This is a genomic window from Synergistaceae bacterium (genome assembly GCA_012521675.1).
GTDB lineage: Bacteria > Synergistota > Synergistia > Synergistales > Aminobacteriaceae > JAAYLU01.
Map to the genome: position 1 here is coordinate 81,237 of JAAYLU010000065.1, position 17,284 is coordinate 98,520.

Sequence of the window (17,284 nt, forward strand, 5' to 3'; positions counted from 1 at the left end):
ATTTCACACCTCCCTATTCGGGGGATATATACCTGGACGAGATATAGCCCGCCGGAGCGACGAGCCTGCCCTCCCCGGAGAAGACCAGGCGGGACGTGAAGCTCTCCGCCGCCGAGTTGTGCAGGGTGAACAAGTAGTCCTCTTCGCGACGCACCAGGGATCCGGCAGAGTAGAGGTCCGGGTGGAAGTCGCCTCCGTCGTCCACGTGCCAGGTAGATCCCTCGTCCCACTCGGCGGGAAAGTCCAGGCGGAGCACTCCCTCCGGGGTCGCAAGGGCGACGACCCCTAGCGCATCCCGTCCCTTCGGCCTGAACTCCATCGCGTATATGGAGAGTCCACCGGCGTTTGCGATGCGCACTATCGATTTGAGCTTGCGGTCGTAGAGGCGCTCGAAAGTCTTTTTCACGTCGTCCCCGACCTTGCGGCTCTTCAGCCTGGTCAGAGGGATGACCTCCGCCCCTTTCATGTACGATTCGTCCACGAGGAGCACGTCGTCGCCGACGATGTCGTCCAAGGGCTCGGAGATAGGGTCGTCCTCCACTCGGAAGACGAGGCCGCCGATTCTCTCGAACTGCATCGCGGTCTCCCTGTGGTTCCATTCGGGGCTTTGCTCCCTCATGCCCTCGCACGCGATCGGATGGACGCCGTTCATCACGCAGGTGGAGTAGCGAGGCAAGGCCTCCTCGATCAGGCGGCTCCTCTCGCCGCAGTGCAGCAGGATCACTCTCTCTCCCTCCGGTTCCGCCAGGGCGAACCTCGGTGGCAGGACTCCCCTCGCAAGGTACTTGCCGAACACCCACCCCTCCGTTCCGCCCGTCGTGGAGACACGGAACCAGGCGTGACTCTCGCCCGGTTTCAGATCGGACTCCTCCAGTATCTCGACGAGCTCTCCCCCCTCGAATCGCATCTCCACGGACGACGAGGTGGATGGGCCGGTGCGCATGTTGACCCTGGTCGCGTCCACGTAGCCAAAAAAGGCCTCGCCTCCTGCGGCCCTCGCGCAGAACAGCACTAACAGGGCCAGGAGGACGCACGGTGTCCTTGAATATCTTGCGGTGATTCTCATGCTGTCTATCCCCTTTCTCCTGCCGTTAGTGTACAATACGGCTCGGCGGATGTCCATGCGGGGGCGGTTTCCCCGCGTCGAACGATAATTTGAGATGGAGGACGAATGATGAAAGCTCTTTTGGTGATAGACATGCTCAAGGATTTCATAGACAAGGACGGCCTCCTGACCACCGGGGAGGCCGGTCGCGGCATAGTGGATTTCATTAAACAGAGGACGGACGAGTTCAGGGAGAGCGGATATCCCGTGATCTACATCTGCGACAACCACGAAGAGGACGACAAGGAGTTCGACATGTTTCCCCCACACTGTGTCGCAGGCACAGGAGGTTGCGAGATAATCCCCGAGCTGGAGGTTCGCAAGGGGGACAAGGTCATAAAGAAGAGGCGGTACAGCGCGTTCTTCGGCACAGACCTGGATCTCCATCTGAGGGAGAAGAAGGTCGACGAACTGTTCCTGGCGGGCGTCTGCACGAACATCTGCGTGCTCTACACCGCCGCCGACGCGCGAAACCTGGGCTACAAGGTGAACATATTCGAGCGGGGCGTCGCCTCGTTCGACCCGGAGGCACACTCGTTCGCCCTCAAGGAGGCCAAGAACACTCTGGGCTGCGCCATAATTTAGCCCTGCCCACCGGTCAGTCGTCGAAGCGGAAGCGGTCCTCCCTGAAGAGGGCCGCGCAGGCCTTGACGACCTCGGGGTCGTACTTGACGCCGATGTTCCTCTCAATCTCGTCCAGGGCAACGTCTATCCCGAGCGCAGGGCGGTACGGCCTGTAGGAGGAGATCGCCTCCACTACGTCGGCAACCGCCAGTATCCTCGCTTCCAGCATTATGGCGTCCCCGGTCAGCCCGTTGGGATAACCGGTGCCGTCGAGGCGCTCGTGGTGCTGAGCGATGATGCTGGCCACGGGCCAGGGAAAATCTATGGGAGAGACTATGCCCTTTCCCACCGCTGGGTGTTCCTTGATCAGAGAGAACTCGAGGCTAGTGATCTTGCCGGGTTTGCTCAGGATCTCCGAGGGGATTTTTATCTTGCCTATGTCGTGAATCCGCGCAGCGGTGTGAATGCCCATAGTCTGCTCCTCGGGCAGCCGCATCTCCTCGCATATCCTGAGCGTCAGGGCTGCGCACCGAATCTGGTGCCCGGCCGTGTAGGGGTCCTTAGTCTCCACGGTGTTCGCCAGCACTGAGATGGTCTGGTCCAGGGTGACCGCCAAACGGTCGGCGCTCTCCTTGAGCTCCTTTGTCCGAAGGGCCACCAGCTCCTCCAGCTCGCCCATCCTCACCTTGCGCTTCGTGTCGGATGCCCTCGCGCGCAGCATGGCCCTGATCTGGGCCGCCAGCTCGGCCTCCTCGATGGGCTTGGACAAGAAGGCGTCGGCCCCCGCCTTGAGACCGAGAGTCCTGTTCTCCGCCGTGTTCTCCACCGCGGTCAGCAGTATGACCGGTATCGACGCCGTGGACGGGTCGGACTTCAGTCGCCTGGTCGCCTCGAATCCGTCCATGCCCGGCATCAGGATGTCCATCAGGATGGTGTCCGGGTTGATCTCTCTCGCTATCCTGATGCCCTCCTCTCCCGAGTGCGCCTCCAGAAAGACGCAGTCAGGAAAGAGCATCCTGAGCATGGCCCTCAGGACCACCAAGTTGTCGTGCCTGTCGTCTACGGCGAGTATCTTGCTCATGTCCCGATTACCTCCCCGCGGCCGCGGCCTTCGGAGATCATCATGCGAACCTTGGTGATAAGCTCCTCCGGGCCGACCTCTCCCCTCAGTGCCAGGAATCGCACCCCGTATTCCCGCAGAGCCCCGGTGTCGCCCGGCTTGAGCACCCTGCTGGTGAGCAGGAGGATGGGAACTCCACAGTCTTTCCGCCGAAGCTCGTTCAGGAAGGACATTCCGTCCATATCCTGTGCGAACAGGTCAACTATCAATCCGTCGGGCGTCTCCTCGGCCATGGCGCGGAGAGATTGATCAACCCCATGGAAGACGGACACCCTGATGCCGTTATGCTCCAGCGTGCTGCGAAGTTGCATCGCCTCGACCGGGTTGTCGTCGATCACATGAATATGCGGGGCGGTCTCCGGCCGGGCTCGGCGCCTCGGGCCTTCGACGTATGCCTCCGAGGGGATTCTGTCCTCTGCACCCGGCCTCTCGTTGATCAGGAGGGTGAAGGCGGTCCCCTCGTTCACCACGCTTTTGACGGACATGTCTATGTCAAGTATCTCCGAGAGCTTCTTCGCTATGGCCAGCCCCAGCCCCGTGCCCTCGAACTTCCGGGCCGCCGAGCCGTCGCTCTGGCGGAACTCGTCGAATATGAAGGGAAGTTCGCTCTCCTCTATTCCGATTCCCGTGTCCTCGATGACGACCCTCACGGAGGATCCCTCGGCCGAGGCGCTCAGGCGCACGCCTCCCTCGTCCGTGAACTTCATCGCGTTCCCTACGATGTTGAGGATCAGGCGTCTGAGCTTCTCCTCGTCCGTGACGACGGGCGGCAGGTTCCGTTCGATGTCGCCCTCGATGTAGATGCCCTTTTCCATGGCGAGGGGGCGGACACTCTCCATCGTCTCGGTCAGGAGGTTCTCCACCCGGGTCTTTTTCAGCCGGAGCTCCTCTCGCCCGGCCTCTATGCGGGAGAGGTCCAGGATCCCGTTTATCAGGGAGAGCAGGTCCTTTCCGTTTCGCTCGATTATCGCCAGGTATTCCTGCTCTTCCTCCGTGAGCCTGTCCTTGCCCTCGGAGCTTAGCACCCTCGACAGGGCGAGGATGGAGTTGAGCGGGGTCCTCAGCTCATGGCTCATGTTCGACATGAACTCGGACTTGAGCTGGCTGACCTTCTCGGAGTTGCTCCTCTGTATGCATAGTTCCACGTTCTGGGCCTCGAGCTCCCTGGCCTGGAACTCAAGCTCCTCGGACTGGGCGGCTAGCTCCTGGTTGGCCGCCTGCAGATCCTGGACCAGGGTCCTCTCTCGTTCTCCGGCCAGGAGATTGGCTATGACGGCGTTCAGTCCTTTTTTGATTATGGAGAGGGCCGTGCCCATCTCCTCCCGATAGGGCTTGAGAGAGGCCATTGTCAGGAAGGCGGCGGGTTTATCGCGCACGGTGATCGGCAGAGTCAGCACCTGCGCCGGAAGGATGTCGCCGGCGATGGTCGTGAGAGGAGGGGAGGAGGCGGGGGGGATATCCAGTATGTGCACCTCGTTGTCCAGGATGGGGGTGCCGAACTGCCCCTCAAGGGCGGATGCGTCAATGGAAGTCGGGGTGCCAGAGGGCAGCCCCGCGGAGGCGAGCAGCAGCATCGTGTCCGGGTCCAGCTCGTCGCGGATGTAGAAGGCGCCCATGCAGGAGCCTGTCTCCTTTGTGACGAGCTCGAGGAGGTTCCACGCCAGCTCCTCCTTGGTCGCGGAGACGGCGGCCGTGTTCATGATGGAGGCTATGGCCTCCTGGATCTTGATCCGCGATTTCAGCAGGTCGGCCATGGAGATGAGGGCAGAGGAGAGAACGGCGAACTCGTCGCTGGTGTTGGTGGGAGAGGCTTGCTCGATGTCGGTTTTGAAGTTCTCCAGCGCCTCGCCAAGCATGTGGGCGGGGCCACCGGAGCCGGCATTCGTGAATGGGTGTGTTCCCGGACTGTCCGACAGGCTGGCGTAGGCAAAGCTCTTGATAATGTCGGTCATCCTGCGCAGCGGGGCGAAAAATCCGAGTATCGCCGATGCGTTGATTATCAAAAAGAAGACAAGAAGAGTAGCGGCGAGCATCGCCATCCTCTGTCTCACGTTGGTCTTGACTGTCTCGGCGCCCGACTTGAAGGAGGAGACGAGGGCCCTCTGAGTTCCCTCGACGCCGGTGTGTATGCTGTCCATGTACGCGGTGGTGGTGACTATCTCCACGGAGCCTACCATCTTGCCCTCGTGCAGTACCGCAGACCTGAAGCCCTTGATCCTGCCGGCGCCGTCGAGCGAGCCCAGCCACGCCTCTCCCGCGACGATAAGGCCGTCTGACCTCTTTATCACGATGGAGAGGATGTCGGGGAACTGCAGGACTCCGTTGACAAGGGGGGAGAGGGGGGCGTAATCCTCTTCGAGCAGGTGTTCGAGGGACATTTTCGCCAGGAACTCGGACATGTTCTGACCAAGCGAATCCGTGAGCTTTGTCAGGTTCATGGCGTCGATCTGAGCGCTGTCCTTGAAGACCTTGTCTATGGATTGCTCCACTGAAAAGGAGAGCTCCTCAAGTCCAGTGTGCGCCAGAAAGGCCAGGGCAGAGGCGAAGAACAACAGGCTCAGGCCCATGAACAGCACGTTTCTGAGAGTTTCGCTCCGCAGCATCCGAGACTCTCCTCCTTAACCTATTAAAATTTATAACTACATACAATATGTTACAGCAATGGGAGGGAATATGGAAGGGGCGCAGCCCCGATATACCGTCTCATTGCACGCCGATTCCCCCTCGCCTAATCGCTTGCTGGATCTCTTTGGTATAATCCGTATATGGTGACAACGGTGGAGCCGAGGATAGAGACGGGTATTTCTTTAACAGAGGGAGTGATCACTTTTGAACGAGGTCTTTGCGATGTGGAAGAAGACGAGGATGGTGGTTCTCGTCGCGTTTAGCGCCGGTCTATACGCCACGCTGCTCGTACCCTTCAAGGGGTTCGTGCTCATCCCGAGCATCACCGAGATCCGCCCTGCGAGCGTGCTTCCCCCCGTCCTAGGGCTACTGTTCGGTCCGGCGGGAGCGTGGGGGGCCGCCATAGGCAACCTGATCGGGGATTTCTTCGGATCGTTGGGAGTTGGAAGCCTGTTCGGCTTCATCGGTAACTTCATGTTCGCCTACGTCCCTTACAAGCTATGGCTGGGGCTGGGGCTCGTCCCCGGGGAAGACATGGAGCCCGACCTGAAGTCCAGGAGAAAGGTGATCGCATTCAGCGTGGTCGCCATCCTCGGATCCTTTGCGTGCGCCCTGGTCATAGCATGGGGGCTCGAGATCCTAAGGCTGGTGCCGTTCGCCGCCCTGGGCAGCATAATATCGCTTAACAACTCTCTTCCGTCGGTGGTCCTGGGCATTCCCCTGGTGATGGGCATCTACCCCAGGATCAAAAAATGGGACCTGCTCTGGACCGACATCATGGACCCGGAGGATGTCCCTGTCCCCGGCGGCAGGACCAGCCTCGGGTCGTTTCTGATGACGATATGCATTGTCGCGGGGCTGTTCGGAGGTTTCATCGCCGCCTTCAAGGCGGGACAGGGCTTCCTCTACGAGGGGTTTGGAACGGGAGGAGACGTGGGCTCGGCCTGGGTCATCGCGATCGGCGGGTTAGGATCCATCGGTCTTGTCTTGTCCTCCTTCCTGCAGACCATGCCGGATAATAACTGAAAGAACAAAGGAGGCGGATGCCAATGATGAAGACGAACAAGCTGGTTATGATACCCGGGCCCACCCCCGTGGTGAGGTCGATTCAGGATCAGATGGCGAGGGAGACCGTGGCGTTCGGAGACGCGGCCTTCGTCAAGGACTTCTCCGAGGTCGTGGTGGATCTGAAGGCCATGTGGAGGTGCGACGGGGAGACGTTCGTCGTGGCCGGCTCCGGAACGATGGGGATGGAGATGGCGCTGGCGAACATCACCAAGCGCGGCGACAGCATCCTGATATGCTCCAACGGATACTTTGGCGATAGGTTTATCGACATGTGCGAGAGGAAGGGGCTGGTGGTCGAGGTCCTGTCGGCCGAGTGGGGTTCTTCCGTCACGCCGGAGATGGTGGAGAAGGCGCTCTCGTCCAAGTCGTTCAGCGCCGTCACAGTGACTCACGTGGAGACCTCGACCGGGGTGGAGGCGCCGATCGCCGCCATCGGAGAGGTGATGAAGAAACACCCGGAGGCGCTCTATATCGTCGACGGAGTCGCCGCTTCGGGGGGCGCGGAGCAGTACATGGACACGATGGGTATCGATGCGCTTCTCACCTGCTCTCAGAAGGCCTTCGGCGTCGCCCCCGGTCTGACGATGCTCTGGGCGAGCAGGAGGGCTATGGAGAGGCGCGCTGCCCTCGGAGCGATCCCCGAGTCGTACGTGGACTTCGACAAGTGGCTTCCCGTGATGCACGACCCGTCGAAGTACTGGGGGACGCCGGCGATCAACCTGGTCTGGGCCCTCAAGGAGTCCATAAGGATAATGAAGGAGGAGGGGCTTGCGGAGAGGTACGCCAGGCACGAAAGGATAGCGGCCGCGGTGGCTTCCGCCATGGAGGCCATCGGCTTTAAAGTGGCGGCCGAGAGGCCCTTCCGTGCCTCCACGCTCTCGGTCTTCTTCTACCCCGAGGGATCGGGGATAGAGGATGCCAAGTTCCGCGAGATCCTGGCGGAGGAGGGAGCGCAGACGGCGGGATGCCTCGGCGCCTTCGCCGGCAGGGGCTTCCGCATGGGGCACATGGGCAACATCGACAAGCATACCCTTGTGTCGGCCGTCGCGGCGATCGAGAGGGCCTGCGTCAAGTGCGGGCACAAGATCGAGCTCGGCAGGGCCGTAGGGGTCCTTCAGGAGGCGCTGGTGAAGGAGTAGTCCTCCGAGAGGAGCAGCATACGGACGCCGCCCGCATATCCGCAGCGGGCGGCGTCCTCTTTAGGCGGGGGCACGGCTACTCCCAGCCCTCCAGCCCCTCCGTCCAATTGATCCGCTTGATCGCCAGGTGTCCGTCCATTCGGGAGATCACCTGGATTCCGCAGTAGTCCACCCGGATGGAGAAGAGCCTCTGCAAGGGTATCTCAAGCAGCGCGAAGAGTATCGTCTTGATGACCCCTGCGTGAGCCGCCACCAGCAGATCCCCCCTCTCTTGCTCCAAGAGGCCGTAAAAGGCGGGCATGACCCTGTCGCGCAGGTCGAGGAAGTTCTCTCCCCCGGGCGGGCGAAACCCGGCGAAGTCCTTGCCTCGTGCCTCGAACAGCTCCGGCTCGGTCTTCGCGAACTCCCTTATCGAGCGGAGCTCCCAGTCGCCGAACGAGATCTCGCGCAGCGGGGACAGCTCCTCGAACGGAACATCCCTTCCCGCCGCGATTATCTCCGCCGTCTCTCTCGCTCGCCTCAGGCCGCTGTGAACGACCCTGTCGAACGAGAGTCCCGACAGGGAGCGAGCTGCTCTCTCGGCCTGACGCCTCCCCTCCGTGGACAGGGGCAGATCACTCCAGCCCAGAAAGCGCATCTGGTCGTCCGGAAGCTCGGGTTTTCCGTGGCGAACAAGATATATCGTGGATTCCATGCAAAATCTCCCTCCATCGAAGTCTCATTTTGACGTCTTTAAGGTACAATACCAGAGTATGAGATTCCCCGAAAGGAGCCATGTAGAGATGAAGGAAAAAAACGAGGACAAGGTCGTACTGGTAACCCTCAAGGCCACCGAGGCTATTCGTGCGGCCATCGAGGATGGTCTCGACGGAGCCGCGGCCGCCGTCTACCTTGACGACGTCCCGGAGGAAAAAAGAGCGGAGGCTTTGAGATCCGCCAATGCGATAATGCCCTTCTTCTTCAACAAGGAGGTGCAAGAGAGCGAGTACGGCCTGCTGGAGGAGGTCGAGCTGATGCAGTCCGTCTCCACGGGGCTCGAGTTCCTGCCTTTCGACCTGTTGCCGAGCAAGATGATCCTCGCATGCAACGCGGGAGGATGGGCGCTCCAGATCGCCGAACACACGGTGGCCCTCCTGCTGGCGCTGACCAGGCGGCTGGTGCCGTTGCACAACGACCTGGCCAGAGGGGTATTCGGAAGGGACGCCTACTCGCCAGCGAGCCTTAGAGGAAAGGTGCTGACCGTGGCGGGCTACGGAGGAATCGGCAGGAACACCGCAGAGCTTCTTCGGGCCTTCGGCATGAAGATCTACGCGCTGAACACCAGCGGACGGACGGACGACCCGGTCCAGTTCATGGGCACCCTGAAGAACCTGCCGGAGATACTGCCCACGACCGACGTCCTGCTGATGTCCCTCCCCCTGACCAAACACACCAGGGGCATAGTCGGCAAGAAGGAGCTCGACCTGATGAAGCCGGACGCGATCCTGCTCAACGTGGCCAGGGCTGCGCTGGTGGTCGAGGAGGACCTCTACAACCACCTTAGGGACAATCCGGAGTTCCAGGCCGGCTTCGACGTCTGGTGGAAGGAGCCCACTTGGGGGACAGGGCCGTTCGCGCTCGACCATCCCTTCCTGGAGCTTACCAACATGGTCGGCTCTCCCCACAACTCCAACCGCTGCGAGAACGACATCGTGAACGCATCCAAAGTCGCCGCCGCCAACGCAGCTGCCTTCTTCAGGGGAGAGAGGATCCGCGGGATAATCAACAGAGAAGACTACGTCGGTGACTGAGGGGGGGAGTTGCGATGCCGAGGGTTTCAATAGCCACCTTCAACGTGAACTCGGTCCGCGCGCGGCTTCCGATCCTCCAAAGATGGCTAGCGGAGCGGGATGTCGACGTGTTGTGTCTACAGGAGACGAAAGTCGTGGACGACCTGTTTCCCGTGGAACCCTTCGAAGAGATGGGCTATCGTGCCGTGTTTAGGGGCGAAAAGTCCTATAACGGAGTAGCGCTGCTGACGAAGGAGACGATGGAGGGATTCGCGATAGGCTTCGGAGACGGAGAGGAGCCGGAGTGCGACACTCGCATAATCAGGGGGCGCATCGGAGACTTCTTCTTCATAAACACCTACGTGCCCCAGGGGAAGGCGATCGACCACGACGATTACATCTTCAAGCACCGCTTCCTCGACAGGACCCTCGCCCTGATCGACAGGGAGTACGACACGACCGAGAAACTGGCGTGGGTGGGTGACATCAACGTTGCCCCGACAGACATCGACGTCACCAGCCCGGAGAGAAAGCGCAAGCATCCTTGCTTTGCGCCGGACATACAGGAGAAGTTCGAGCAGGTAAAGGAGTGGGGCTTCATCGACCTCTTCCGCAGGTATCGCCCCGAAGAGGGGGAGTTCTCCTACTTCGACTACCGGGTGAAGAACTCGCTCGAGAGAAACATAGGCTGGAGGATCGACCACATTCTGACCACCCCGGCGCTGGCGGAGAAGGCCGTGGACTGCTTCATCGACCGAACCCCTAGGGGCTGGGAGCAGCCGTCCGACCACACTCCCGTAGTGGCTATCTTCGATCTGTAGGTCAAGGGGTAACGGGGGGGGGCGAACAACGCCCCCCTTTCTATCTCGAATCGCGCCCTCAGCGCCCTTTCAGCAGCTCCTTCACCGCATTTCGGATGTCGCTGGGTTCTCGCCCAAGCGAGTCGGCCGCATCGCGCAACTTTACGCTAGCGTCGACGTCGGCGGGCCAATCGGCCTTTTCGAGGATGGAGGAGAGTTCGAGTTCGTATCCCGATGCTATCTCGGCCAGGGAAAAACTTCCCTTGAGCTCGTCCGGGTTCTGAGGTACCTCGGTCGTCCGCAGTCCGGACTGAGTTAAGCCAACGGGAGCTGGAGCGAACGTCTGCCAGTAACCGGCCAGCCTCGATGCCCCGTAGCCGGCGAAGTAGAGTGTCACGCCGAGCAGCCCCACTGACAGGGCGGACATCGCCCTGCCGCCGACCGTCGAGAAGCGCAGGGTCCCGGGCACGGGGCACTCCTCCACACAGCGGCCGCATGCGATGCAGTCCGCGCTCGTCACCCTTTCGACCGACATGGGCGAAAGCCCCATCGGACAGGATCGGTCGCACTTCCCGCACGAGATGCAGGTCTCCTTGTCGCGGGCCACCTTGGTCGGGCTGATCTTCTGGAGAATACCGAGCGCTGCGCCCAGGGGGCAGAGATAGCGGCACCAGAAGCGCTCGATGAAGAGTCCTGCTCCTATCACGATGAAAAAGAGAACGATGTAGCCGCCCGGGGAAGAGGAGATCTCCTCCCAGCCGGAGGACAGGTGCATCCACGCGGCCCACGGGTCGGCCCGGTCGCGCCAGACCAAAGTGCCGGTGGTCCAGGTCGCGTACAGGATCATGCACAGGGTAAAGTACTTCAGCAGCCTCATCCCCCGGTCGAGGGCGGGAGGAAGCTCCATGCGACGGATTCCAAGCCTTCGCGCGGCAAGGTTTGAAAACTCGCCGATGCTCCCCAGCGGGCAGATCGTCCCGCAGAAGACCCTGCCCAGCAGCAGAGTGACGACAGCCACTATGACAAATAGCACCAGCGAGCTGGGCGCGGTTCGCCTTAGCCATTCGCCCGACGTCAGCCAGCTGTGGATCGTTTCCAGCCCGCCGAAGGGACAGAGGGCGTCTACCGTGGGCACTCCGCCCTTCCCCCCGCCAAGCGCCTGGTGCTGATAGCCTACCCATGATATGTACGCCAGAAAACCGAACATGATGCCGTACCTGATGCGCTTCCATGAGAACACCCGATCATCCCCTTTTTTGGAATTTACCGGCAAAAGAATAGCATGCAGGGAGGCGCGTGTCATTGTCGTTTGTTCCAGTGAAGAAGCAGGCCGAATGGCGGATGGGTATGCTTTTAAATAGTGAGGGGAATTGCCGTTACGATGTCGCCCGGGTCTTCCCCCGAGTTTTCCATTATAATGATCTTTATTGTCGCAGCGCCGTAAAAGGCGCGGCGGAACGCAAAGAAGGAGGGACCTTCCATGGACGTATCGCCGATGGCCGGCAAGAGGGCCGATCACACGATGTTGGCGGACATACCGGCGCTGGTGGCCTCGTACTACACCACGAACCCCGACCCGGACGATCCGGGACAGCTGGTGTCCTTCGGAACCTCGGGTCACAGGGGCTCGTCGCTCAGGGGCGCCTTCAACGAGGATCACATAGTCGCGGTCAGCGCTGCAATAGTCGAGCACAGGAGGGGTGCCGGGATCTCGGGCCCGCTCTACGTCGGCAAGGACACCCACGCCCTGTCTGAGCCCGCGTTCAGGACCGCGGTCGAGGTGTTTGCGGCCGCCGGGGTGCATACGGTGATCCAGAGCGGCTTCGGATATACCCCGACCCCTGTCGTCTCCCGCGCCATACTCCAGTGGAACGAACGGGGGGGGAGCAGGGCGGACGGGGTTGTCATAACTCCGTCGCACAACCCTCCCGAGGACGGCGGCTTCAAGTACAACCCGCCGTCGGGCGGCCCCGCGGATGTGGAGATCACGGGCGCGGTGCAGAGACGGGCCAACGAGCTGCTACGCGAAGGGATAGAGTCCGTGGCAAGGATCCCCTTCGAGAGGGCCCTCAAGGCCGACTGCGTCAGTCACGAGGACTTCGTCTGTCCATACGTGGACGACCTGGCCTCGGTGGTGGACATGGAGGCGATAGCACGCTCCGGCGTCTCGATAGGGGCCGACCCGATGGGTGGCTCCGGGGTGGCCTACTGGGGGGCGATAGCGGAGCGGTACGGGCTGAACCTCGAGGTCGTCAACCCGGTGGTCGACCCGACATTCTCCTTCATGCCGCTGGACTGGGATGGGAAGATAAGGATGGACTGCTCGTCCGCCTACGCGATGGCGGGCCTGGTGGAGCTCAAGGACAGGTACGACATAGCCTGGGGGAACGACTCGGATTTCGACCGCCACGGGATAGTCGTGCCGGACAGGGGGCTTCTCCCCCCCAACGGGTACCTGTCGGTCGCGGTGGAGTACCTGTTTACTCACAGGCCGGGCTGGAGAGAGGATGCGGCGGTGGGCAAGACGCTCGTCTCCAGCTCGCTCATCGATCGGGTCGCGCGCGAGGTCGGGAGAGAGTGCGTCGAGGTCCCGGTGGGGTTCAAGTGGTTCGTCGACGGGCTGCTGAAAGGTTCGCTCGGGTTCGGCGGTGAGGAGAGCGCAGGCGCGTCCTTCCTCCGAAGGGACGGAATGGCGTGGAGCACGGACAAGGATGGCATAATACTAAACCTGTTGGCTGCGGAGATGCTTGCAGTCACCGGGGAGCATCCGGGCCAGAGGTACGACGCGATCGCGTCGCGCCTGGGGGAGCCGTACTACGCCCGAATCGACGCCCCTGCGTCGGCCGAGCGGAGAGACCTGCTCAAGAACCTGTCGCCGGATGACGTGAAGGCCGAGACATTGGCCGGCGAGCCGATAACGGCGAGGCTTACCGAGGCGCCGGGGAACGGCGCGCCGATAGGGGGTCTGAAGGTGATGTCCGAAAACGGCTGGTTCGCCGCCAGGCCGTCCGGGACGGAGGACGTCTACAAGATCTACGCCGAGAGCTTTGTCGGGGAGGAGCATCTTGCCAGGATCCAGGCCGAGGCCCGCAGGATGGTGGAGGAAGTCTTCGCGGCGTCGGGGGTGTAGTAGAGCCCTTGAAAAAATCGGAGGCCGCACGCTCTTTCCGCGCGGCCTCCGATTGTTCTCCCCGGCATGACCCGTGTTCGTAGACACCTGTCGCCGTCCGATCTCTATCAAGCCTTCAGGCCAGCGTGTCGACGCCACCCGACTTGAAAATTCCACTCTCCTCCGCCTGGTCAGGCCGGTCGTACCCGGCACCGCCGCCGAGGAGGTAGTGTTCGAAACTCTTTCTTCCGCGGTCTTTCCTTGGGCGCTCCTTCGCCGTCTTTCCAGTGACCCGCCTTCCCTGGGCCGCGAGAACCGAAAGGCTCGGAGTCGCCTCTACAAATCGTTTGTCACGCATGGCGCTCCCCCCTTTGTACCTATGTATCGGCAACAGGGGAGATGTATATTAGATTCGGAAGAGAAGAACGTCCGGCGCGTGCTCCTGTAACACTGCACGCGCCGGACGCAGGGTTAAGACAGTTCATTTCTGCAAAGGCCGCCTATCGGTTTTTCAGCTTGATAACGACGAAAACCACGGCTATTACCGCCATGATCCCAAGCCATATCGTTGTGGCGGTGTTCATGAGCAACACCTCCTCACTTTGCAACAGAACCCCGGGAATCCGCGCGGAAAAACGAGGTTTACCCAAACCAGCGCTTATGCTCCAACCGAGTTAAAGCTAACATAATTTACATCGATATTCAAGTAATAATGAGCAAAGAGGACGATTTACTCTTGGCCCTGTTCTGGTATGTTTTTCTACCTGCTCTGCCTCGAAGGGGAGTATGAGTTGCAAAAGGACGTATCAGGCAGTGATCGCGAAGCCTAGTTCCTGAGAGGGGGCCAGTTTGTTGCTGCTCTCGTACGCCTCGATGGTATTCTGCCTTGCCAGCTCCGCCCTCGCCCTCATCTGGGCGGCCGAGGCTGCTGCAGCGACCTGCAGGTCCTGGGGGGAGGGGTCGCCGGGCGCCAGGGCCGCGCGCTTGACCTGCTCCATTATCTGGATGGTCTCCTCCGGGGTTCTCCCCTCGGGAGCGGAGATGGAGACCTCTCCTCCGACTATATACCTGGTGCCGTCGGGTGCGGTCGCGTAAGTGTAAGAGACGGGGCCGGCGTACTGACCTCCGACGGCCTTGTGAGCTGCCTCGTGAGCGATCACCTCGCGCTCCACGGCCTTCAGCCTGGCCTTGCTCTCCTCTGTGAGCTCGATTCGGCCATCTTCAAAGAACGATTCAGTTTCGCCCCGGGGTTCGCGGTCTCGAGAGGGAGAACGCCCGACGGAACTATCGCGCTCGTCTTCCCTGTACGTGACGGTGGCGCCGGTGATGTAGCGCCTGCCGTCGGGGCCGATCTCGTAGTGGTAGACGGTCGAGGTAACCTGTCCCTGCGCCCTGATCGCCATCTCCTGGCGCATGACCTCCTGTTCGGCGCGGCGCAGACTGTTCCGTCCTTCGCTGTTCTTGACGGGCGTGACCATCATGGTCGCACTGACCGGCGCAACTGCGGCTATTCCTGGCATGCGTAGTCCCTCCTCCCTTGTGCTATTTCATCGTACTTGCTGTTGCGATCAAGAAAAACCGGGCAAAACTTCAGCAGTGTCGTTTTTACAGTATCGCCCGTGAAGGGCTTAGGAATAAAGTCGACCATCCCGGCCAAGCGACTTTTTGAGTGCTCCTCGGGCTGATCGGCGCTGGACATGGCTATTATCGGGATCTTGCTGTTCGACTCTCCCGCGCCGCCCTCTTTGATAAATGCGGTCGCCTCGTAGCCGTTCATCTCCGGCATGTAAATATCCATCAGCACGGCGTCGTACTGGTTACACTGAAGTTCATCGAAAGCGGAGGAAGCGGAGGATACCCCGGTGACCTGGCAGCCAATGCTTTTTAAGACGAAAAGGGCAAGTTTCAAGCTTACGGAGCTGTCGTCAACGACCAAAACCCTGCACAATTACCAAAACACCCCCTGTCTGGAAGAGAAAGGAGCTGTACGAGCGCGTATATATCACTTATCCATCCTATGAATGCTACACTATCGGCCCGATTAATGCAAATTTTTTTATTTCGCCTAAATCCGCAGGTTCATCTCCTTGTAGAAGGTCAGTAGGCCCTCAGACCTAGCTCGTCGCTCAAGCGCTTGAGCATCCTCATCCCTGCGACGGAGTTCCCCTTCTCGTCCAGGGCGGGCCCGCAGGTTCCGATGCCCATTCGACCCCTGACCGCCGCTGAAATGCCCCCGCCGACACCGCTCTTCGCGGGGATCCCGACCGACACCGCGAACTCGCCGGAGCCGTTGTACATGCCGCAGGTCGCCATTATGGCCCTGGTTATCTCCGCGACGCGCCGCGATACGACCTGCTCGTCGGTCAAAGGATTCAGCCCGTCGGCCGCGAGGGTCGCCCCCAGGACGGCGAGGTCTCGACAGTCGGCCTCCAGGCTGCACTGGCGAAAGTAGGTGTCCAGGATATCGTTCACGTCGCCCTCGAGATTGTCCACGCTCTTTAGGAACCAGGCAAGGGAGCGATTTCTGGCCGCCGTGTCGCGCTCCGATGAGAACACCGCCTCGTTCACCGATATGGATTGATTCCCGGTCATCCTGGCGGCCATGTCGGCCACGGCCGCGAAGCGCGCCTCGCTTCTCTCCCACGGGAGCATGGAGAGCACGACGATGGCGCCGGAGTTTATCAGCGGGTTGTGAGGCCGGTGGGGCGCGTCCATCTCGAGCCTCATGATCGAGTTGAAGGAGTCGGCCAACGGGTCCATGCCAACGCGCGAGAATACCTCCTCCTCGCCGCAGACGGACAGGGCCAGGGCCAGCGATATGATCTTGGAGACCGACTGCATGGTGAACTTGTAGTCCAAGTCTCCCGAGGCAGCAGGCCCCGACGAAAGATCGAACAGGGCCACACCGACGGCATCTCGCCTTGCCTTTGCCAGTTCGGGGATGTAGGTGGCGGTCCTTCCGCCCCGCCACGCGTCTCCGCACTCATTTACAATCGAGTCAAGCAGCTTCTGCATCTCGTCCCCCCCTTCGAATTCTTGCCTCCAAAGACCGTGCACGCCCGCAGGCGCGGGCCTCACTCCGAGTAGCTTCCAAGGTGCTTGGCGAAGAAGCTCTCCATAGCCCGGTAGAGGTCGAATCTGTTCTCTTCGTTCTGGAAGCCGTGTCCCTCGTTCTCCTTGACCATGTACTCGACGTCGATGCCGCGCTTTCTCAAAGCCTCGACTATCTGGTCTGACTCGGCCTTTTTCACTCTCGGATCGTTGGCCCCTTGAGCCACGAGGAGGGGTGCCTTGATCTTGTCCGCGTGGAATACAGGGGAAGCGGCCCTCAATAGGTCCTGCTCCGTCTCCGGGTCCCCTATCTGCTCGTAAAGCATCTTCCTTCCCAGCTCCCAGTAGGGGGGAATCGTCTCCAGAAGAGTGAATATGTTGGAGACCCCGACGTAATCCACACCGCATGAGTACAGATCGGGAGTGAAGGCCAGTCCGGCGAGCACAACGTAGCCGCCGTAGGAACCTCCGAATATTCCTATCCTCTTCGGGTCCGCTGTGCCTGAGTCGATCATCCACTGGACGCCGTCGGTTATGTCGTCCTGCATTGCCCGGCCCCACTCCTTGAAGCTCGCCTCCCAGAAGGCGCGCCCATACCCGGTGGAGCCGCGGAAGTTCATCTGCAGCACCGCCAGGCCGCGACTTGCCAAAAACTGCACCACTGGGTTGAAGCCCCAGACATCGCGGACCCACGGGCCTCCGTGCGGATGTATCACCACCGGCAGGTTCTTTCCGTCAGAGCCGGGAGGAAGGGTGAGGTACCCGTGGATCGTCAGCCCGTCACGAGCCCTGTAGGATATCGCCTTCATCGGCGCCATCCTCTCCTCAGGGAGCCACGGGGTCACGTCCTCAAGTTTTTTCAGCTCCCTGTTCGCCATGTCGTAGAAGTAGTACGTCCCGGCGGTCCTGTCGCTGTTCGCTATCAGAAGGGCCC

At 61.0% G+C, this 17,284-nt stretch carries 16 protein-coding genes; 6 read left to right on the top strand and 10 right to left on the bottom strand.

Annotated elements, in window-relative coordinates; all coding sequences use genetic code 11:
* Window positions 1-13: 13 nt before the first annotated feature.
* On the bottom strand, window positions 14-1,066 hold the full coding sequence (locus GX181_06525) for an SH3 domain-containing protein (GenBank protein NLM71596.1): 1,053 nt from the start codon (window positions 1,064-1,066) through the stop codon (window positions 14-16).
* Between the two features lie 108 nt (window positions 1,067-1,174).
* Here GX181_06525 and GX181_06530 point away from each other — a divergent pair, with 108 nt between their 5' ends.
* The gene (locus tag GX181_06530) at window positions 1,175-1,690 is read left to right on the top strand and encodes a cysteine hydrolase (protein ID NLM71597.1); all 516 of its coding nucleotides are present in this window, start codon (window positions 1,175-1,177) and stop codon (window positions 1,688-1,690) included.
* Window positions 1,691-1,703: 13 nt separating this feature from the next.
* On the opposite strand, the gene GX181_06535 is transcribed toward GX181_06530, so the two are convergent.
* Window positions 1,704-2,750 (bottom strand): response regulator, encoded by a 1,047-nt coding sequence (locus tag GX181_06535; GenBank protein ID NLM71598.1) that lies wholly within the window; start codon window positions 2,748-2,750, stop codon window positions 1,704-1,706.
* Window positions 2,747-5,392 (bottom strand): response regulator, encoded by a 2,646-nt coding sequence (locus GX181_06540; GenBank protein ID NLM71599.1) that lies wholly within the window; start codon window positions 5,390-5,392, stop codon window positions 2,747-2,749. The genes GX181_06535 and GX181_06540 overlap by 4 nt, the downstream gene beginning before the upstream one ends.
* A gap of 226 nt (window positions 5,393-5,618) precedes the next feature.
* On the opposite strand from GX181_06540, the gene GX181_06545 reads away from it, so the two are divergent.
* Both GX181_06545 and GX181_06550 read left to right on the top strand, forming a co-directional pair.
* On the top strand, window positions 5,619-6,440 hold the full coding sequence (locus GX181_06545; protein NLM71600.1) for a QueT transporter family protein: 822 nt from the start codon (window positions 5,619-5,621) through the stop codon (window positions 6,438-6,440).
* Window positions 6,441-6,463: 23 nt separating this feature from the next.
* Complete coding sequence (locus GX181_06550; protein ID NLM71601.1) at window positions 6,464-7,621, top strand: alanine--glyoxylate aminotransferase family protein; 1,158 nt, start codon at window positions 6,464-6,466, stop codon at window positions 7,619-7,621.
* Between the two features lie 76 nt (window positions 7,622-7,697).
* On the opposite strand, the gene GX181_06555 is transcribed toward GX181_06550, so the two are convergent.
* Window positions 7,698-8,315, bottom strand: coding sequence for a histidine phosphatase family protein (locus GX181_06555; protein ID NLM71602.1), 618 nt, complete (start codon window positions 8,313-8,315; stop codon window positions 7,698-7,700).
* Window positions 8,316-8,403: 88 nt separating this feature from the next.
* Here GX181_06555 and GX181_06560 point away from each other — a divergent pair, with 88 nt between their 5' ends.
* Window positions 8,404-9,411, top strand: a complete 1,008-nt coding sequence (locus GX181_06560) for a hydroxyacid dehydrogenase (GenBank protein NLM71603.1) — start codon at window positions 8,404-8,406, stop codon at window positions 9,409-9,411.
* A 14-nt stretch (window positions 9,412-9,425) separates the two neighbouring features.
* On the top strand, window positions 9,426-10,211 hold the full coding sequence (gene xth / locus GX181_06565) for an exodeoxyribonuclease III (GenBank protein NLM71604.1): 786 nt from the start codon (window positions 9,426-9,428) through the stop codon (window positions 10,209-10,211).
* Window positions 10,212-10,269: 58 nt separating this feature from the next.
* Here the strand turns inward: xth and GX181_06570 are convergent, their stop codons facing one another.
* The gene (locus GX181_06570) at window positions 10,270-11,493 is read right to left on the bottom strand and encodes a 4Fe-4S binding protein (GenBank protein ID NLM71605.1); all 1,224 of its coding nucleotides are present in this window, start codon (window positions 11,491-11,493) and stop codon (window positions 10,270-10,272) included.
* A gap of 177 nt (window positions 11,494-11,670) precedes the next feature.
* Here GX181_06570 and GX181_06575 point away from each other — a divergent pair, with 177 nt between their 5' ends.
* A complete protein-coding gene (locus GX181_06575; protein ID NLM71606.1) occupies window positions 11,671-13,320 on the top strand; it encodes an alpha-D-glucose phosphate-specific phosphoglucomutase in 1,650 nt (549 codons plus the stop codon).
* A 115-nt stretch (window positions 13,321-13,435) separates the two neighbouring features.
* Here the strand turns inward: GX181_06575 and GX181_06580 are convergent, their stop codons facing one another.
* The 5 genes from GX181_06580 to GX181_06600 form a co-directional block, all read right to left on the bottom strand.
* Window positions 13,436-13,657 (bottom strand): hypothetical protein, encoded by a 222-nt coding sequence (locus GX181_06580; GenBank protein ID NLM71607.1) that lies wholly within the window; start codon window positions 13,655-13,657, stop codon window positions 13,436-13,438.
* Window positions 13,658-14,105: 448 nt separating this feature from the next.
* The gene (locus GX181_06585; protein NLM71608.1) at window positions 14,106-14,702 is read right to left on the bottom strand and encodes a hypothetical protein; all 597 of its coding nucleotides are present in this window, start codon (window positions 14,700-14,702) and stop codon (window positions 14,106-14,108) included.
* Between the two features lie 104 nt (window positions 14,703-14,806).
* Complete coding sequence (locus tag GX181_06590; protein NLM71609.1) at window positions 14,807-15,247, bottom strand: response regulator; 441 nt, start codon at window positions 15,245-15,247, stop codon at window positions 14,807-14,809.
* Between the two features lie 149 nt (window positions 15,248-15,396).
* Complete coding sequence (glsA, locus tag GX181_06595) at window positions 15,397-16,314, bottom strand: glutaminase A (protein NLM71610.1); 918 nt, start codon at window positions 16,312-16,314, stop codon at window positions 15,397-15,399.
* A 59-nt stretch (window positions 16,315-16,373) separates the two neighbouring features.
* A partial coding sequence (locus GX181_06600; protein ID NLM71611.1) for a S9 family peptidase occupies window positions 16,374-17,284 on the bottom strand: 911 nt, incomplete at its 5' end.